The organism is Lentzea aerocolonigenes (assembly GCF_000955955.1).
Classification (GTDB): domain Bacteria; phylum Actinomycetota; class Actinomycetes; order Mycobacteriales; family Pseudonocardiaceae; genus Lentzea; species Lentzea aerocolonigenes_A.
Genome location: NZ_JYJG01000029.1, coordinates 16,468 through 33,420, shown reverse-complemented (window position 1 = coordinate 33,420; position 16,953 = coordinate 16,468). Strand labels below are relative to the sequence as shown.

Here is a 16,953-nt window from a genome sequence, read left to right as displayed (position 1 = left end):
GCCTGGATGGACACACCTGGGGAGAGATCCGGTCATCAGGACGCGTTGTTCCCGCTACCACCTCCGGAGCACACGGGAGCGGACCGCGGGGTGCCGTCCGACGAGATCGTGCTCAAACGCCTGCGGTCGTTCTTCGCGTCCGTCGCGAGCGACGCGTCGGCGGTCACCGACGACCCGCGTGCCCTTCAACTGGCGCGCGACCTCTCCGAGGTGTTCGCCGACCACGCCGGGCTGACGGGACTGACCAAGGCCGAGGCAGAGCAGGCACTCGCCCGGTATGGCCGCTACGACAAGGCCTACTTCGAGTCGCGGTTCGAGCTGTTCATCAAGATGGAGCTGATAAGCCCGTTCCTCGCGAAGAAACACCAGCAACGTTACGTCCTCGACCCGTCCGGTCTCGTGGGCGTGCTTGTGTTCGAACGCTTAGGCACACGCGGCGGTGTCGACGAGATGCTGCTGCTCCTCGACCGCACGCGCTGGATGCTCGAGCGCGGCGAAATCAGCCGTGCCGACCTCGTCCGCTATCTCAAGAGATGCCGTCAGCTGCTGACCGTGTACGCGGCGAAGCTGGCCCGACTGGTCGGCACCGCCTCGATCACCCTGCTCATCGAGGAGCACCACAACCACAACGCGGCGCGGGTCCAGCAGGACGTGCACTCGATGAACAAGCTCGTCAGCGACGGGTTCCCCGGCGACCACGAGCTGGGCGACCTCGCCTTCCGGCTGGTCGAGGCCGAGCTGCTCTACCGGGAGCAGGTGATCGCCGCGGTCAGCCGCGTGCTCGATCAGGGCGGGGCCACCCTTGACTTCAGCGTGCTGTCCGCCGAGCAGTACCGCACCGCGGCCCAGGAATGCTCGCTCGAGGAGCTCGCCTCGATGGGAACGAGCCTCGTCGTCGATCCGCCACAACCGTGGATCGATCCTGGTTCCCTTCTGGACGCGATCGAGGAGTACCAGCCGCGAGGTCGTATATCCGTCCGTCCCCCGGCTCCCACCGCGAAGGCGGAGGACGACCCGATCGGCGCCATGAGGGCAAGATACGAGCGCAGGGCATACCAACGCGCGCGTCAGGTGGAGGACTACCTCCAGGGCGAGCAGGCGGTCGAGCTCACGCTCGCGTTGCGCGCACTCGGCTGGCCCGAAGCAGGTGAGCAGCTGATGGAACTGCTCGCGGTCTCCGCCGATCCAGACCAGCCGTTCAGCGTCGAGCTCGGGCAGATGCTCCTCCTCGAGTCCAAGGGCGCGGTCACGTACATGCACCCGGTGTTCCTCCTGCGACACCGGCAACCGAGCCCGCTCACAGCGGAACAGGCGATGTCCGAGGAACAGGAGGTGGCCAGATGAGATCGTCGCGCGACCCCGCCGTGTTGCTCGCGGCCATCCGCGCCACAGGTGCGCTGCCGATGACCGACATCACCCAGGCCGAGCTGGACACGATGCGTCGCCGGACGAAGAGCGCCGGACGCGCGCTGCTGCGGTGCGCACCGGCAGCGGGTACAGCAAACCTGCGACGCTCCGGAGTCGTGACCCTGGGATGGTCGCCGCACACGACACCGTCACCGGAGGACAGCAACGCCTACCCGGTCCGGCGGCTCGCACCGACGACACGACTCACCTGGGCCTGCTGTCTCGGACTCGCCTGGCCGGACCGGACCGCAGATCCCTTTCCCGGCGAGCCGTTCACAACCTCGCTCGTGGTCGACGTGGCTGCGGAGCTGGGCCTGGCGGCCTCCTGGGTCAACAGTGCTCTGAAGCACGAGCTGATCCCCGCGCTGCTCGTGGAAGTGTCTCAGGGGACGACACTGCGGCTCGGTCCGGCGGCAGCGGCGATCCCGCCGGCGTTCGTCGACTCCAATCAGGCGGTTCCACCACCAACTTCCCCGGCCTGACGGACCACCCGCGTCCGCCTCTCCGCCCTCGGAAATGGACGACCCCGAACCGCAGCTCTTCACTCCGCCAGCGGTGTCACCGGAGGAGCATTGGGAATGGTAAGGGACGTCCGTCCTCTGTCTGTTGAGGACGAAGCACTCGTGCACGACGCTTGCTGTGCATTGGAGATCGCGGAGAGCGTTGTCCCGGAGTCGGCGTTGCTTGCGTTAGCCGATCCGGCTCTACGCGCTGCGGTGGACCACCGGCTGCGACAGTGCGGCCGGGTGCTCAACCAAGTGGGCAACGGCTGGACAAGCGGTTACGACGACGAAGTGGCCGACGCGCTGGTGCAGCAGGGCCGAGGCGTCATCAGCCCCCAAGACCGGGCTGTGCTGGCTCTCGTGTTGCTGCGCTGCGTCGCTATTCCTCGCGCTCACGGAGCGATCACCGGCACCACGTGGGCCGACGCCAACGGGTCGCGTTCGACCACGGTCGACGAGCTGGCGCTGAACAAGCACCTGTCCAAGAAGGCGATCAAGGAGTCCTTACAGCGGTTGCAGACCGCCGCGCTGATCAGGAGAAGTCCCCGCAACGGCATCACTCCAGGCCCCGCGCTGCACCGGCTGACTCCTCAGCGCACCACCACGCTCTGGGAGGACCTGGTGATCCTCGCGGCACCCGACTCCACCTATGCCCGCGTGTTGCGTGAACGTCGGGCAGCCAGCACGCGACCCGAATCGTCCGCAAAGGATCAGACATGATCGGCGCGACCCTCTTCGACAATTCAGGCCAAGCAGGCCTCGACCACGACGGTGTCCTCGGCATCATCGGCGAACGCCAGCTCGTTGCGGTGCAGCTGTTCGAAATTGCGCGGCACACCAGTCACCCGGTCGCGATCACACCGTCGTCGTTCGTCGCCGTGACCGGACGCGGCCCGAGGGACTCGAACGAGTCCGGCAAGACGAGCTTCAACGCCGCAGTCTCTCTGCTGCTCGGCGATCCCGAGTGGCGGATGACAGGCGGAGGTGTCGCCGCCGTTGCCCAACTTCTATTCGAACCGGACACCGCAGGGGTGACCGCCACCCACCGTTCCGCTCCGCAGGAAGGATTCATAGTCGGCGTCTTCGCTGATCCGGACAACGTCGCGAGGTCGGCGCACACGGTGTGGCTTCGGATCTCGTCGAACCCGAAGTACCTGAGGGTCCGCCACCAACCAGGCGTGCACCTCGTCGAGGCGGACACCGACTCCGAGCGCCACCGCAAAGCCCCGTCGGTCTGGAAGTCGTTGCCGAACAACGAATTCGGCGCAGGGTCCTATGTGGAGAAGCTGTACGGCCGCAGTCCCCGGTGTCTGGCTTACGTGGCCGCCAGGGGAAAGCAGCGCAGCGGGCCGTCCCTGCTGAAGATGGACACCGGCGCGTTCACCCCGGAGAACATCGGCGCGGCACTGATCCGGTTGACCGGTCGCGCTGAGGCCCTGGAGCTGGAGAAGGAACAACGCCGGAAGCTGGCGGACGAGACCAGGAAAGTGGAGGACAAGCAACGTGCCGGCGAGCGGGCGTGGGACGACGAGGAGAAAACGCTCGAGGCCGTGCGGACGCGAGCGGGCATCCGAACCTTGCTCGCGGACGGCGACATCCTGTGGCGCAAACACCTCGCCCGCGGCCTGCTGGATACCGTCGCCCACACCGACTGGCTGACCACAGTTATCGAGGGGTACGAAGCAGACCGGAAGCGCGAACGTAAACGCCTGTCTGGACTCAAGGAAACGGAGAAACGACTCAGCGACTTCGGCACCTTAAAAGCCGAGGCGCAAGCGGCTGAGCAGGCGTACAAGACCGCTGATGACAAGCACCAGGAGGCACTGCGCCAAAACAGCGAACTGACCGCCGAGGCCAACTCGCACCGCGACCGCATGAAGGCGCTGGAGTCGCAGGGCGCTCTCGACACCCGACTGACCGTCGAGGAAGCAGAAGCCCGGCTCGTGAGCCGGCGCGAGGCACGGGCGATCGCCATGTCCAAGGCACAACAAGCGGACGACAGGGTCACCGCGCTGACCGAGGAACTCGATCTCGCCGAGCGCGGCGCTTCGGGAGCGGCCGCACGCGCCCTCGCCGCACTCGCGGAGTACGAGGTGGCGGCCACGGGACTGATGGACGCGGTCGAGATCGCCGATGACCACCGCTCCGAGTGGGAACCGCGGCTGCACCCCTGGCGCGCGGCGGTGTGCGTCGACGAAGAACAAGGCCCTGCAGCACTGGGCATCCTCTCCGGGGTACCCGGTGCCATCCTGATCACCGGCAGGTCGTTGGCGCCCGGTCCCCTGCCCACCGGAGTGCTCGGCGCGCCGGCTGCCGCGTTCGCGTTCCTGCACGAACTCGGTGCACGAATGCAGCCTCTGCATGACCCGGCCGTTCAAGCGGTGTCCGATGCCGCGCTCGGCCTCACTGTGGTGGCCGGATTCCCACACCCGACCACAGGGCGCGGCAACATCATCGCGTCGCTCCGTGAACAGCTCGCCGTGGCGGTGGACGACCAGGCCCGGCGACGGACTGCCGCGGAGACGGCTGAGAAGCGAGAGCGCGACGCCGAGAAGGACCTCGCGACCTCCCGCGCCGCAGCCGAGCACCGCGACCTAGTCGTCAGGATTCGCACGATCGAGTCCGACCGGCTTCCTCCCGTGCTGCTGCTTCTGGGAGAACGGTCGGAGATCAGAGAAACGAGTCTGACCGCACACGCCACGGCGCAGGCGAACCTGAGCAACGCCGAGAGCAGCTTGGCTCGCGCATCCGCCGCCAGGAAGGAGTGCGATGACCGTCTCGCTGAGTTGGACATCGACCTGAGTCGAACACAACGTTCACTCGACTCCACCGGCCTGCTCTACTGGCGGACCGAATTCGGTGGCGACGAAAAAGCCGCACGCGTGCTACTCAACTGGTCAGACGGGCAACTCGACTACGACAGCTCGGACAACGTCTGCCGCCCGGCAGGACCGAGAGACCCTGCCACACCGGTGGAGCGACGCAAGCAGGACACGTTGAGCATGAAGGCCAACGAGGTCCTCATGGAGATCCTCTTCCACCTCAAGGTGGACCGCGACACCGGAGCCGGAGCACCCGACCAGGCCATCGCCGAGGCCCTGCGGCGTAAGGAGATCCTGGTCCGCAGCGGGACGTCGGGGCGTGACACCGGCTATGGGGGCGTGGCGACGGCTCTGCGTGACTGGCTCACTCAGTTCGAGGAGCGGGACGAGCACGCGACCGAGCAGATCACTACGGCCCGCGCGCTGCGGGAGAAGGAGATGCGCTACGCGAAGGACACCCTGGACGGCTTGCAGGCGACCGTCACCAACGTCCAGGACAATCTCGAGCGCCGCATCGAGTCGAATCTCGAGGCGATCAGCGCGGCACTGGACACTCTCAACAGGTCAGCTCCTGACGGCTACGGCGCCAAGCTCGACCACAAGGTCCAACGGCCGGTCGAACCGGACGACTCGTGGATCTGGTCCGTCGTGCCCATGTGGCGCCGCTCCCCCGGAGGCCGCCTGCTGCCGTACGACAACGCCACCAACTCCGCACAGGAGAAGCTCTTCAGCATCCACCTGGTCCTCGCCGCCCTGCTCGCGAGCCCTCATCCAAGGGGGCGCGTCCTGATCCTCGACGAGCTAGGCGACTCCCTCGGCGAAGAGCACCGCCGTGACGTGCTGTCCGCTGTCGCCCGCGTCGCCCAGGAATACGGCCTCACGGTGCTCGGCACCTGCCAGGACGCGGTCATGCCAGACGCCTCTTCGTTCTGCAGCGAGATCCTCTACTTCTGCTACCCGTCGAAGGCCGAGGCGCTGAACCTGCCCACGCGGATGTTCGGTTTCGACGACAACGGGGAACGAGTGGAACTCACCGCCTCCGCGATCCTCAGCGGCCGGCCGCTTACATGAACGACCCGTTGGCTTTTCGGCGATGCCCTGGGCGGGCTCGCTGCTCACGTCATAGCCCCGCGTAACGGTCGGCCGCCCTCAAGCGAAATGGGCGACGTGCCGAACACGTGCCAATAAGCGACGCCGTGCCGCCTGAGCCGACACCACGATCAGCGGCCGGCATCTCCGACCGCCGGAGGACCAGATGACCGTCTCGTTCGCGGAGTACCAGGACACCAGCGTCGTCGATCCGCTCAGGCAGGGTGACGTGCTCGAAGCCGCCGATCCCGCGGCATCGCTCTGGCAAAGGCACCTCGTCGTGCTCACAGCCGACTGTGACCTGGCGCGGGCGAAGCATCACGGGCGCGTGACATGCGTTCCAGTGCTCACCGAGCACGAGTACCTGCTGGAGATGCAGATCCCCGGCCTTCGCGACAAGGCCATGAACAAGTTTGTCGACGAACTGCGCAAGGCGCTACCGCCTGCGGCCCCGAAGATAACCGACGAGCGGCTCAGAGCATGGCCCTGCGAAGAAGAACCCGATGAGATCGTCGCGGCGCTTGGGCTGAGTGGCCGGCGCGCAGACGACGTCAAGGCTGCTTGCGAGTCCATCCGCCTGCTCAGCCGGAAGCCGGAGACCCTGGACGACGCGGTCAAGCTCCTGATCGATTCGCAAGTCGGTGCCCCCAACCCGCAGAAGCGGGACAAGATCGTCGACGGGATCGTCAACAAGTTCAGAAACGCCTACTCGAACCCTCCGGGGGACGCGTTGTTCCTCTCGTCGATCGCTCCCCGCAACAGCCTCGGATACTTCGCCTACCTACGTCACCTGGAACAGGTTCCGGAGGCCGAGATCGCGCTCGGCCCAGACAGGAGCGCGTTAAGGTATCGGCGCATCTCCCGCCTGCAGGACCGGTACACCCACGCGTTGGTGGAGCGGTTCGCGCACGTGTTCATGTCGATCGGTCTCCCCTCGGCGTACGAGGACGTGCGGGACCTCCACTCCGAGTACCTGGGGGCGATGTACAAGTGAAGCCGCTCGTCACAACGGTAGAAGCGCTCAAGGAACTGGCCACAGGGTTGTCACCTGAGGCCATCCCTTCGTCTCCGCGGATGTTCGAGCATTCCGGGGACGCTGCCGATGTCCTGCTGAGCGTGGACGACAAGTCTGACGAGCAGCGGATCATCGTGCTGCGGAGTTCGGACACAAGAGCCTGCATCACGCCTGACAGGATCACGGATCTGACGGCCGACGTGCTCAGCCGAGCGGCGTCGTTCGCCGAGCGCGCTCGCACCACAGGGTCGCTGACACTGCCCCGCAGTTGGCACCAGTACAAGCACAAGAACCTGGTCGCCTTCTTTACAACCCCGCGTGACAACCCCGAAGCTTCGCGGTGGATCGCGGAACTGCTGCCGGGCGAGCCCCCCGATATCGTCCTCTGGGGCATGACGTCGTCCGATCGGACAACGACGCTGGAGCAGTTTGAGTCGGGCAAGCCCACCCTTCCCCTTGACTGGGAAAAGGACTGGGACGCGGCTGTCGCAGCTTGCGCCGAACGGGTCGAGCAAACTAAGCGCATGCGGCCGGCCGATGTCGAGATCGAGCTGACGCCCCTGGAACAGTCAACGACGAAAGGCTGGTCGTACGACCAGTGGATGGGGAAGATCTCCGACGATCAACGCTCCTTCGTGGAAGCTCCTGCTACCAAGTCGATCCGGCTACGTGGACCGGCGGGTTCCGGCAAGACGCTGGCTCTCACGCTCAAGGCGATGAGAGAAGTCCTGAGCGCAAGGGAAGCGGGTATCGAGCCGCGTGTTCTGATGGTGACCCACAGCTGGTCGCTAGCGACAGAGATCGCCGACTCGCTCGACTCCATGGGCATGGGGCTGTTGCAGGAGATCGACGTGTTCCCGTTGCTCGAGATCGCGACCACCATCTCGCCGCAATATGCCAAGGACGACTCCGGGTTCAGCCTGGCTGGCGACGACAGTTTCAGCGGCAAGAGGGCTCAGCTGGACGAGATCCTGGAGGTGTTGCGCGACTTCGTCGCCGGTGACTGGATCACCTACCGCGCAGGCGTCACAGAAAGCCTGCGCGCCAGGTTCGACTCTTCGGACGACGACGATCGCAACGCGTTGGCCTGGGATCTTCTTGTGGAGTTCGGATCCGTCATCGGCGCCGCCGCGATCTTCCCCGGCGCCGGCGCGGAGTCGAAGTACTTCCAGCAGGCTAGGGCGACGTGGATGCTTCCGTTGCAGAGCCGCAACGATATGCGAGTCGTCTTCGCCGTCTACACCATGTACATGGAGAGCCTCGAAGCACGGTCGACGCTGACGTCAGACCAGGTGCTGGCCGACCTGTTGAGCCACCTGGAGACACACGCGTGGAACCGAGCCCGCAAGACCCAGGGCTACGACCTGATCTTCGTGGACGAGTTCCACATGTTCAGCCCACTGGAACGGCAGGTGCTCCACTACCTGTCGCGAGACGTCAGCGTCTACCCGCGGGTGTTCATGGCGGTCGATCCTCGCCAGTCTCCGTCCGAGGCGTTCATTGGCTTCGCGGCCGATGACACCCGATCTTCCTCGTCCTCGTTCGAGGACGAGATCGGCGACGTCACCAACCTCGAATTGACCACGGTGCACCGGTTCACGCCCCAGATCCTGGAATTGATCAAGCACGTCCACCACGAGTTCCCTACGCTGGACCTCGGCAAGGACTGGCAGATCAACATCAGCGCGGTGGAGTCCGCGCGGGAGCCAGGACCGCTCCCTCTCCTCAGCGTCGCCGCCACACGTGCCGCCGAGGAGAACGACATCGTCAAGGCGATGCATAGCCTGTACTCCCGCGGCCGCATCGCACTCGCCGTCGTGGACAACCGGCAGTGGAGCCGCTTCAGCGAGCTCGCGTCCCGTCTCAGCACGTCGGGGAGGTTCCACGTCTCGACGATCACCGGGAGGTCTGACGTCGAAGGGTTCCGCTACCGCAAACGGGGCCTCGTCGTCGGCCCCGCCGAGTACCTGGCGGGCCTTCAGTTCGACGCCGTCTTGGTCGCGGGCGTCCCGGACATGGAGCCCACCAGAACCACCCCGAGCGAGCGCACCCGGCTCCTCTCCCTGTTGTACCTCGCGCTCAGCCGCGCTGAACTGGAGGCGCGCGTCTATGTGAACGAGGACGACGGCGGAATCGCTGAGGTGCTGAGCAGAGCGGTCACCAATGGCCTCATGAAGCAGGAGCGCGGCAGCCTGGCTTGACATGGTCACAAGTGACATCGGCCGGACCAGCGACGATGCGGCCTGTGGTCGCGCTGTGGTCGCACCCGACTCATGCTCCGGTCCTGCGCTGCTCACCAGGAGCAGCCGAGAGGGAAAACCGGAGAACGTAGTCATGAAAAATCCGAACCGTGGTCGCGTCTATCGCCGTTGCGCCTGCCGTGGTGCCGACGATCGCCAGCTCGGCGCCCGCTGCCCGAAGCTGACCAATCGCAAGCACGGAATCTGGACCTACGCAGTCGATCTACCAACGCTCGACGGGAAGCGGCGGACACGACGCCGCAGTGGTTTCCCGACGAAGGCAGACGCTCAAGTCGCACTGAGCAAAGTGCTGGAGTACGAACGCACCGGCATCGTCATCGACGACCGACAGACAGTCGCCGACTACCTCGCAAGTTGGTTGCGAACCAAGGCGTTGACACTCAAGCCCACGACGATGGCGAACTACCACGCATATGTCCACAAAGATCTGATCCCGCACATCGGGTTAATCAGACTCGAAGACCTGTCCCACCAACACGTCGTGCTCTACATCCGCAACCAGCTGGAGGCCGGCCGCGGCCACACGACCCTGCGTCGTTGCCTCGCAACGTTGTCCAGCGCACTCGGCGACGCCGTGCGGCAACACCGTTTGCCGTACAACGCGGCCAGATACGTCTCGGTCACCCGACCCACGAAGTACGAGCCGGTGTGCTGGTCGCCAGCCGAGGCAGCGCTGTTCCTCAAGCACTGCGCCGATCACCACGAACCGTTGACCAACCTCTTCGAATTAATCATCGGCACCGGCATGCGCAAGGGTGAGGCGCTCGCACTGCATTGGGCCGACGTCCATCTCGAAGAACACGTGCTCTTCGTGCGTCAGACGTTGTCCAACATCAACAACTCCACGCCGGTCTTCACGACGCCCAAGACCAAGAGCAGCCTCGCTTGGGTTGGACTCTCCAACCGAGTTGCCGCAGCACTCCAGAACCAAGCCGAGCGCCAGCCCGACCGCGCGATGGTGTTCACCCGACGCGGAGGACAACCACTACGGCCTGAGTACGTCCTACATCGGTTCCATCAACTCACGGAGCAGGCGGGACTGCCCAGGATCCGCGTGCACGACCTGCGTCACTTCGCCGCGACCACGATGCTCAGCTCGCAAGTTCCGCTGGCCATGGCATCCAAGACGCTGCGTCACACGACCTTGTCGACAACAACGGAGATCTACGGCCACCTGCTCCGCCACGTCGCACTCGACGCGGTGAAAGCGATCGAGACGGCGCTGAAAGAAGCCGAGGCGGCGTAGCGCGACCACTTTGCGACCACAATCGGGCAAAACGACACCAGCGGGTCTACCTCGAAGGGTAAACCCGCTGGTCATTGGCCGTCGGGACGACAGGATTTGAACCTGCGACCCCTTGACCCCCAGTCAAGTGCGCTACCAAACTGCGCCACGTCCCGGCCACACCACCGGTTTCCCGGCGTGCAGGAAGAATCCTACAACACCCTGAACAGAGATCAAAAACGGCCCCCAGCACAGGCCCGGAGCTGCGCAAACGCCAGAAATACAGCGGGGACCCGGCGTACGGGTCCCCGCGTCCCTCGGTCCGACCGATCCCCCGATCCTCGACCGACACTCAGAACTATGCGTTGGCCGAGGAGCGTGCACCACCGCCGAAAGTCGAGTCTTGTCCGTCAACCTTCGACTTACCGGGCGGTAGGACGGCCGCGACGCTGAAGCCGCCGTCGGCGCGATAGGACGTGGTCAGGGTGCCTCCGGCTAGCCGCACGCGCTCGGACAAGCCGTGCAGGCCGGCACCGCCGCCGTCGCCCAGAGACGGCAGCGAGCCAGGACCGTTCACGACGGACACGCGCACCGGCGAGGAACGATCGACGGTCACCGTCACGGCAGCGCCCGGCGCGTGTTTCGTCACGTTGGTCAGGGCTTCTTGAACCACTCGGAAGAGTGCTCGTGAGACGGCTGGCGACAGCGCCGCCTCACCTGACTCGGACAGCGTCACGGACACGCCCGCCACCCGCGCGCGATCGATCAACTCCGCCAGTGACGGGTACGACGTGTCAGAGGAGTTCAACAGGCCGAGTGCCGCGCGCATCTCGGACAGGGATTCCTTTGCCAGAGCACGCAAACGCAAGGCGGTCTCGCGCACGGCAGGATCGGCGGCGGTAGCGGCGAGCGCAGCGGACTCCACGGCGATCAAGGTGGCGTGATGGCCTACCGCGTCGTGGATTTCGCGGGCGATTCGGGCGCGCTCGGCGGCGCGGGCGGAGGTTTCCTGGGCCTCCAGTTCGGCGGCACGGGCGCGGCGGGTTTCGTACAAGGACTGGGTCAGGTCCTTGCGGGTTGTCACCAGGGCGCCCAACGCGGTGGGGGCGCCGGCCAGGCCGAACGCGAAGGCGGTGGCCAGCAGCAAGGAGCCGAGCGGGATGGTCTCGGTCAGGAGAACCGGGGCGATGGCGGCGACGGTCAGCAGGCTCACCCAGAACACCTGCACCGGGATCGACTTCTCCTTGCGGCCCAAGCGGAACTGGGCCACCAGAGCCGGCGCCCAGCCTAGGCCACCGGCTACTGCGGGGACGCACAGCAAAGAGGCCAGCCACGGCCAGCGCAGGCGCAACGGCAGCAGCAGAGATCCGCCCACGGCCGTCCACAGCGACCACGGGAACGGGCGGTCCTGGGTCAGCAGCACGACTCCCGTGGTGATGCCCACGGTGAGGACCTCGCGCACGAAAGGCTTCACCACACACCGACCTGGTGCGCGACGAGAGCCGCCTGCACCCGGTTCTCCACGCCCAGCTTGGTCAGCACGGTCGAGACGTAGCTCTTCACGGTCGCCTCGGACAGACAGAGCTCATCGGCGATCGAGTGGTTCGAGCGGCCGCCGGCCAGCAGTTCCAGGACCTGACGTTCGCGTGCCGACAGCGAGTCCAGCGAACGATTCGCGCGGAAACCACGCAGCCGGGGCAGCAGACGAGCCGTGATGCGCGGGTCCAGCACCGCCCCGCCGGCGGCGAGATCCACGACAGCGCGAACGAGAGCCTCTGGCTCGGCGTCCTTGAGCAAGAAACCCTGCGCGCCGAGATCCAGAGCTGTCGCCACGTAGTCGTCGAGGTCGAACGTGGTCAGCACGGCGATCGCGGGCGGGGTGGCCCACGTTCGCAGACGGCGGACCGCTTCCAGGCCGTCCACGCCCGGCATCTGGACGTCCACCAGCACCACGTCCGGCAAATGCGCCAGCACGACGTCGACGAGTTCGGCGCCGTCGGCGGCCTCGCCGACCACCTCGACCCGCCCGTCGGCTTCCAGGAGGACCTTCAGGCCCCGCCGCAGCAGGGCCTCGTCGTCGGCTAGGACTACTCGTACGGCCACGAAACCAACCAACCGCACCCCATGCGAAAGGGCAACTAGATCACCCAAGTCGTCACCACGCCGTCTGCGTGCACTCCGATCACGTGGGTGTCGTCGGAGGTGAAGACCAACGCGCGCAACGGCGGCCCTAGCAGCGGTAGCACGGTCACGACGCGTTGGTCCGGGATGTGCCACAGGACGACGCCGGACTTCGCAACAGTCGCGAGCATCGTGGCCTCGGCGTTGAACGCGTGCACCTGCGACACACGGCTAGAACGGTCAGTGGGTTGCGCGGCCAGCGAGGACCAGCGGCGTTCCCACGACGGTTCGTCGCCGCCGCATGCGCGCACGTACGACAACGTCACGTCGAGCGTCGGTAGTTTGCGGCCGCCCGCGGCGTCGGACAGCGTCGCGGGCGAGTAGTGCGTCAACGCCCCGAGCTGGCGGTACGTCGGCATGCCCGCGGCACGGCGCAGTGCGCGCAGGTCCGCGGCGAATCGGAGTAGCGGGCTGTCCCCTTCGTCGAGCGGGCGCTCTTGACGAGCCATGGTCACCTCCCCCGCCTCCCATTTTGTTCAGGCTTCGTCGTACAAGTCCAGGCTCGTTCCACCGAACAATGCGTTTCGGCAGTACAAAGGCGGAGAAGGCACCGAAGAACCCGCCGACGTGGAATAGGGGAACCATGTCCGACGAGTACCACCGCGACGTGCTGGACAAGCTCACCGAACTGGTGCGCGACGAGTTCCTGGAGGGGAACGACGAGGAGCTCACGGCCACGACACCGCTGATGGAGTGGGGGATCCTCAAGTCGATCGAGACCACTCGACTGGTCACATACGTGCGCACCGAATTCGGCGTACGGGTACCTCCGGCGCAAGTCACCACCGAGAACTTCCGGGACCTGGAAAGCATCGCCGGGCTCGTCACGGCATTGCGCGGGTGAGCCCGATGGAGTTCGGCACCAAAGACCGGTACCAGACAATTCGCGACGCCGGTGAATACGACTGGCAACGGCTCGGCGAACTCGGCGTGCTCGGCGCCGCGATTCCGGAAGAACACGGCGGGCTGGGCCTCGGCGCACTCGACACGGCGCTCGTGTTCGAAGCCGCCGGGTACGGCTGCAAGAACACCGGGCTGATCTTCGCGGCCGGCGCGCACCTGTTCGCCACCGCGCTGCCCATCGCCGAGTTCGGCAGCGACAGCCAGAAGAAGAAGCTGCCCCGAATGTGCGACGGCACGCTCATCGGCGCCAACGCCATGACCGAACCGGACGCGGGCTCCGACATCAGCGCGTTGAAGACCACGGCCACGCCCAAGGACCGCGGATACGTGCTCAACGGCGTGAAGAGCTTCGTCAGCAACGGACCTACCGCCGACATCATCGTCACCTACGCCGTCACGGACCCCGCGAAGGGTCACCTCGGCACCACCGGTTTCGTGGTCGACGCGGACACACCCGGTGTGATGAAAAGCGAACCGTTCAGCAAGCTCGGCATGAACGGCTGCGCGGCCGGCACCGTCGAGTTCCGCGACTGCGCGATTCCAGAAGAAGCCGTGCTGGGCAACGGAAGCGTCGTCTTCCAGCACGGCATGCTGTGGGAACGCGCGTGCCTCTTCGCGATCTACCTCGGCGTCCAGGACCGGCTGCTCGAACGCTGTCTCAAGCACGTCAAGCAGCGCAAGCAGTTCGGCAGGCGCATCAAGGAATTCCAGTCCGTCAGCAACCGCATCGTGGACATGAAGCTGCGGCTGGAAAGCGCCCGTCTGCTGCTCTACAAGGCGTGCTGGGCCATCGACACGAACGAAGACGCGGTGCTGCCCGCCGCCCTGTCCAAGCTCGCCGTCTCGCAAACGGCAGTCCAGAACGCGTTGGACGCCATCGAACTCTTCGGCGGCCGCGGCTACCAGACGGACGAAGGCATCGAGGAGCACCTCAGGGACGCCGTCGGCGGCCTGATCTTCTCCGGCACCTCGGACGTCCAACGCCAGCTCGCAGCACTGGAGCTGGGCCTGTGACCGCACTGCACCGTCTCGTAACCCAAGCCGCCCAACGCACGCCAAACGCACCCGCGATCCACGACGGCGCAACGACAACCACCTACTACGAGCTAGACGAACGCGCGAACCGCATCGCCGCAGGCCTACAAGCCCAAGGCATCACCAAAGGCGACCGCATCGTCATCCACGCCGAGAAGAGCGCGGACACCATCGCACTCATGCAAGCCGCCCTCAGAGTCGGCGCGATCTACGTCCCGGTCGCACCGAGCAACCCACCCGCACGCGTCGAAAAGATCATCAAGAGCGCACAACCGAAACTGGTCGTCACCGCCCCGCACACCGCACCAACAGCAAACAGACAACCAGAAATCCACAGCCCGCACCCGGACGACCCCGCCTACGTCCTCTACACGTCCGGATCAACGGGCGAACCCAAGGGCGTCTGCATCAGCCACCGCAACGCGCAGGCGTTCGTCACCTGGGCGGCCCAGGAAACCGGGCTGCACCAAGCCGATCGGCTCAGCAACCACGCCCCGTTCAACTTCGACCTGAGCGTGTTCGACCTCTACGGCGCCTTCCACGCGGGCGCCGCGGTCGACCTCGTCCCGAGCGACCTCGCCTACCGCCCGGCCGAGCTCACCGACTTCCTCACCACGCGCGGCATCACGGTCTGGTACTCCGTGCCATCCGCACTGCTGCTGATGATGCGCCAAGGCCTGCTCAACCGCGACAACACCCTGCGCGTCTGCATCTTCGCCGGCGAACCGTTCCCGCCGGACCAGGTGCTCGAACTCCGCAAAGCATGGCCGAACACCAGGCTGTTCAACTGGTACGGCCCGACGGAGACGAACGTCTGCACGTCGCACGAGGTGCACGACGTCGACCCGAGCCGCCCGCTGCCCATCGGAACTCCCAGCTGTGGCAACGAAGTAGAGCTCCACAACAACGAGATCGTCGTCACCGGCCCGACGGTGATGCTCGGCTACTGGGGAGAGCAACCGCAACAGGGTCCACACCGCACCGGCGACCTCGGCAGACGAACGAACGGCGTCCTCGAATACACCGGCCGCAAGGACGCGATGATCAAAATCCGCGGCCACCGGGTCGAACTCGGCGAAATCGAGACCGCACTGGCCGGCCACCCGCAGGTGAGCGCCGTGGCAGTCACCGTCAAAGGCACCGGCCTCGAAGCGAAGCTGCACGCAACAGTGGTGCCCCGCAACGACGAACGCCCGGGTCTCATCGGCCTGAAGCGGCACTGCGCCGAACGCCTGCCCAGCTACATGATCATCGATTCGCTCGCCGTGGTCGACGAACTACCGCGCACGGCGAACGGCAAGACCGACCGCAACGCACTCTCCAGGGGGACCCAGTGACGTTCTTCGGCAAGTCGACCGCCCTGTACGACGAGTGGGAGGACGAGGGCGTCTCACCGTTCTTCCCGGTGATCGAGACCAACCGCGACCACCACGTCACCACCGCCAAGCACGGTGACCTGCTCATGTTCGGCTCCTGCGACTACCTCGGCCTCTCCCAGCATCCGACCCTCAAGCAAGCCGCCATCGACGCGATCCGTGAATTCGGCACGAACACGTACGGCGCACAACTGCTCTGCGGCCGCACCAGGCTCCACGACGGCATCGAACGAACGCTCACCACGTTGTCCGGCAAGGAATCCGCGATCCTCTTCCCGTCCGGCATGGCTGCGAACCAAGCGGTGATCTCCACGATGGCAGGCGACGAGGACGTCATCCTCTGCGACCGCACCGCCCACATCTCGATCTACATGGGCAGCTGGCTGTCCGGCGCCGAGCTCAGGACCTTCCCGCACAACAACGTGAAGAAGCTGGAAACGCTGCTGCGCAAGGAGAAGGACAAGCGCCGGAGGGTCATCCTGGTCGACGGCCTCTACAGCGCCGACGGAGACTTCGCACCACTGAAGGAGATCACCGAGCTGGCCCAAGAACACAACGCACAGGTCGTCGTCGACGAAGCACACTCGTTCGGCGCGATCGGACCGAACGGCCTGGGCGTGGCCGACCACTTCGGCGTGCTGGACAAGATCGACGCCCTGGTGGGCACGATGAGCAAGGCACTCGGCAGCGTCGGCGGTTTCGTGCTCACGAACCAGGAAACCGAACGGCAGCTGCGCTACCTCGCCCCGAGCTACACCAGCTCACGCGGCAGCGCCCCCGGCGTCGCGGCAGCCAGCCTCGCGTCGCTCGAGCTGATCACCGAACAAGGCGCGCAGCTGAGGAAACAGCTCGACGACAACGTCAAGCACATCATCGACGGCCTGACCGGCGCCGGACTGAACCTGATGCGCACGACCAGCCACATCGTCCCGGTGCAGATCGGCGACGAGCACAAGACCGTGGCCGTCTCGAACTGGCTGATGGACCACGGCATCTTCGTCGGCACGTTCGTCCACCCGCACGTGCCGGCCGGGGAAGGCAGGCTGCGCATCGGCGTGACCAGCACGCACACTCAGAACGAATGCGCGCTGCTGGTCGAACGCCTCACCGAAGCGAAGAACAAGTTCTCGCTGTAG

Annotated in this window: 14 protein-coding genes and 1 tRNA gene; 11 read left to right on the top strand and 4 right to left on the bottom strand. The window is 65.9% G+C overall.

The window, feature by feature from the left end:
• Positions 1 to 6 precede the first annotated feature (6 nt).
• From UK23_RS05945 to UK23_RS05915, 7 genes are all read left to right on the top strand, one after another.
• Positions 7 to 1,344: a hypothetical protein gene (locus tag UK23_RS05945; RefSeq protein ID WP_156212832.1), complete on the top strand. Its 1,338-nt coding sequence runs from the start codon at positions 7 to 9 to the stop codon at positions 1,342 to 1,344.
• Positions 1,341 to 1,889 carry a hypothetical protein gene (locus UK23_RS05940; protein ID WP_045310345.1) on the top strand — a complete coding sequence of 183 codons (549 nt, stop codon included), beginning with the start codon at positions 1,341 to 1,343 and terminating at the stop codon, positions 1,887 to 1,889. The genes UK23_RS05945 and UK23_RS05940 overlap by 4 nt, the downstream gene beginning before the upstream one ends.
• A gap of 264 nt (positions 1,890 to 2,153) precedes the next feature.
• On the top strand, positions 2,154 to 2,630 hold the full coding sequence (locus UK23_RS05935) for a hypothetical protein (RefSeq protein ID WP_156212830.1): 477 nt from the start codon (positions 2,154 to 2,156) through the stop codon (positions 2,628 to 2,630).
• Positions 2,627 to 5,803, top strand: a complete 3,177-nt coding sequence (locus UK23_RS05930) for a hypothetical protein (RefSeq protein ID WP_045310344.1) — start codon at positions 2,627 to 2,629, stop codon at positions 5,801 to 5,803. Before UK23_RS05935 ends, UK23_RS05930 begins: the two co-directional genes overlap by 4 nt.
• A 184-nt stretch (positions 5,804 to 5,987) precedes the next feature.
• The gene (locus UK23_RS05925) at positions 5,988 to 6,815 is read left to right on the top strand and encodes a hypothetical protein (protein ID WP_045310343.1); all 828 of its coding nucleotides are present in this window, start codon (positions 5,988 to 5,990) and stop codon (positions 6,813 to 6,815) included.
• 122 nt (positions 6,816 to 6,937) lie between these two features.
• Positions 6,938 to 9,037 carry a UvrD-helicase domain-containing protein gene (locus UK23_RS05920; RefSeq protein ID WP_196777626.1) on the top strand — a complete coding sequence of 700 codons (2,100 nt, stop codon included), beginning with the start codon at positions 6,938 to 6,940 and terminating at the stop codon, positions 9,035 to 9,037.
• Positions 9,038 to 9,170: 133 nt separating this feature from the next.
• On the top strand, positions 9,171 to 10,343 hold the full coding sequence (locus UK23_RS05915) for a site-specific integrase (protein ID WP_082114438.1): 1,173 nt from the start codon (positions 9,171 to 9,173) through the stop codon (positions 10,341 to 10,343).
• 81 nt (positions 10,344 to 10,424) lie between these two features.
• Here the strand turns inward: UK23_RS05915 and UK23_RS05910 are convergent.
• From UK23_RS05910 to UK23_RS54775, 4 genes are all read right to left on the bottom strand, one after another.
• A tRNA-Pro gene (locus UK23_RS05910) sits at positions 10,425 to 10,498 on the bottom strand.
• Positions 10,499 to 10,680: 182 nt separating this feature from the next.
• Positions 10,681 to 11,796 (bottom strand): sensor histidine kinase, encoded by a 1,116-nt coding sequence (locus UK23_RS05905; RefSeq protein ID WP_063778046.1) that lies wholly within the window; start codon positions 11,794 to 11,796, stop codon positions 10,681 to 10,683.
• A complete protein-coding gene (locus tag UK23_RS05900; protein WP_045310397.1) occupies positions 11,793 to 12,425 on the bottom strand; it encodes a response regulator in 633 nt (210 codons plus the stop codon). Before UK23_RS05900 ends, UK23_RS05905 begins: the two co-directional genes overlap by 4 nt.
• Before the next feature lie 35 nt (positions 12,426 to 12,460).
• On the bottom strand, positions 12,461 to 12,952 hold the full coding sequence (locus tag UK23_RS54775) for a helix-turn-helix domain-containing protein (protein ID WP_082114444.1): 492 nt from the start codon (positions 12,950 to 12,952) through the stop codon (positions 12,461 to 12,463).
• 134 nt (positions 12,953 to 13,086) lie between these two features.
• On the opposite strand from UK23_RS54775, the gene UK23_RS05890 reads away from it, so the two are divergent.
• The 4 genes from UK23_RS05890 to UK23_RS05875 are packed head-to-tail and all read left to right on the top strand — an operon-like array spanning position 13,087 to position 16,953.
• Positions 13,087 to 13,347: an acyl carrier protein gene (locus UK23_RS05890; RefSeq protein ID WP_045310340.1), complete on the top strand. Its 261-nt coding sequence runs from the start codon at positions 13,087 to 13,089 to the stop codon at positions 13,345 to 13,347.
• 5 nt (positions 13,348 to 13,352) lie between these two features.
• Positions 13,353 to 14,420, top strand: coding sequence for an acyl-CoA dehydrogenase family protein (locus UK23_RS05885; protein WP_045310339.1), 1,068 nt, complete (start codon positions 13,353 to 13,355; stop codon positions 14,418 to 14,420).
• The gene (locus UK23_RS05880; RefSeq protein WP_052684390.1) at positions 14,417 to 15,778 is read left to right on the top strand and encodes an AMP-binding protein; all 1,362 of its coding nucleotides are present in this window, start codon (positions 14,417 to 14,419) and stop codon (positions 15,776 to 15,778) included. Before UK23_RS05885 ends, UK23_RS05880 begins: the two co-directional genes overlap by 4 nt.
• Positions 15,775 to 16,953, top strand: coding sequence for an aminotransferase class I/II-fold pyridoxal phosphate-dependent enzyme (locus tag UK23_RS05875; RefSeq protein ID WP_045310338.1), 1,179 nt, complete (start codon positions 15,775 to 15,777; stop codon positions 16,951 to 16,953). The genes UK23_RS05880 and UK23_RS05875 overlap by 4 nt, the downstream gene beginning before the upstream one ends.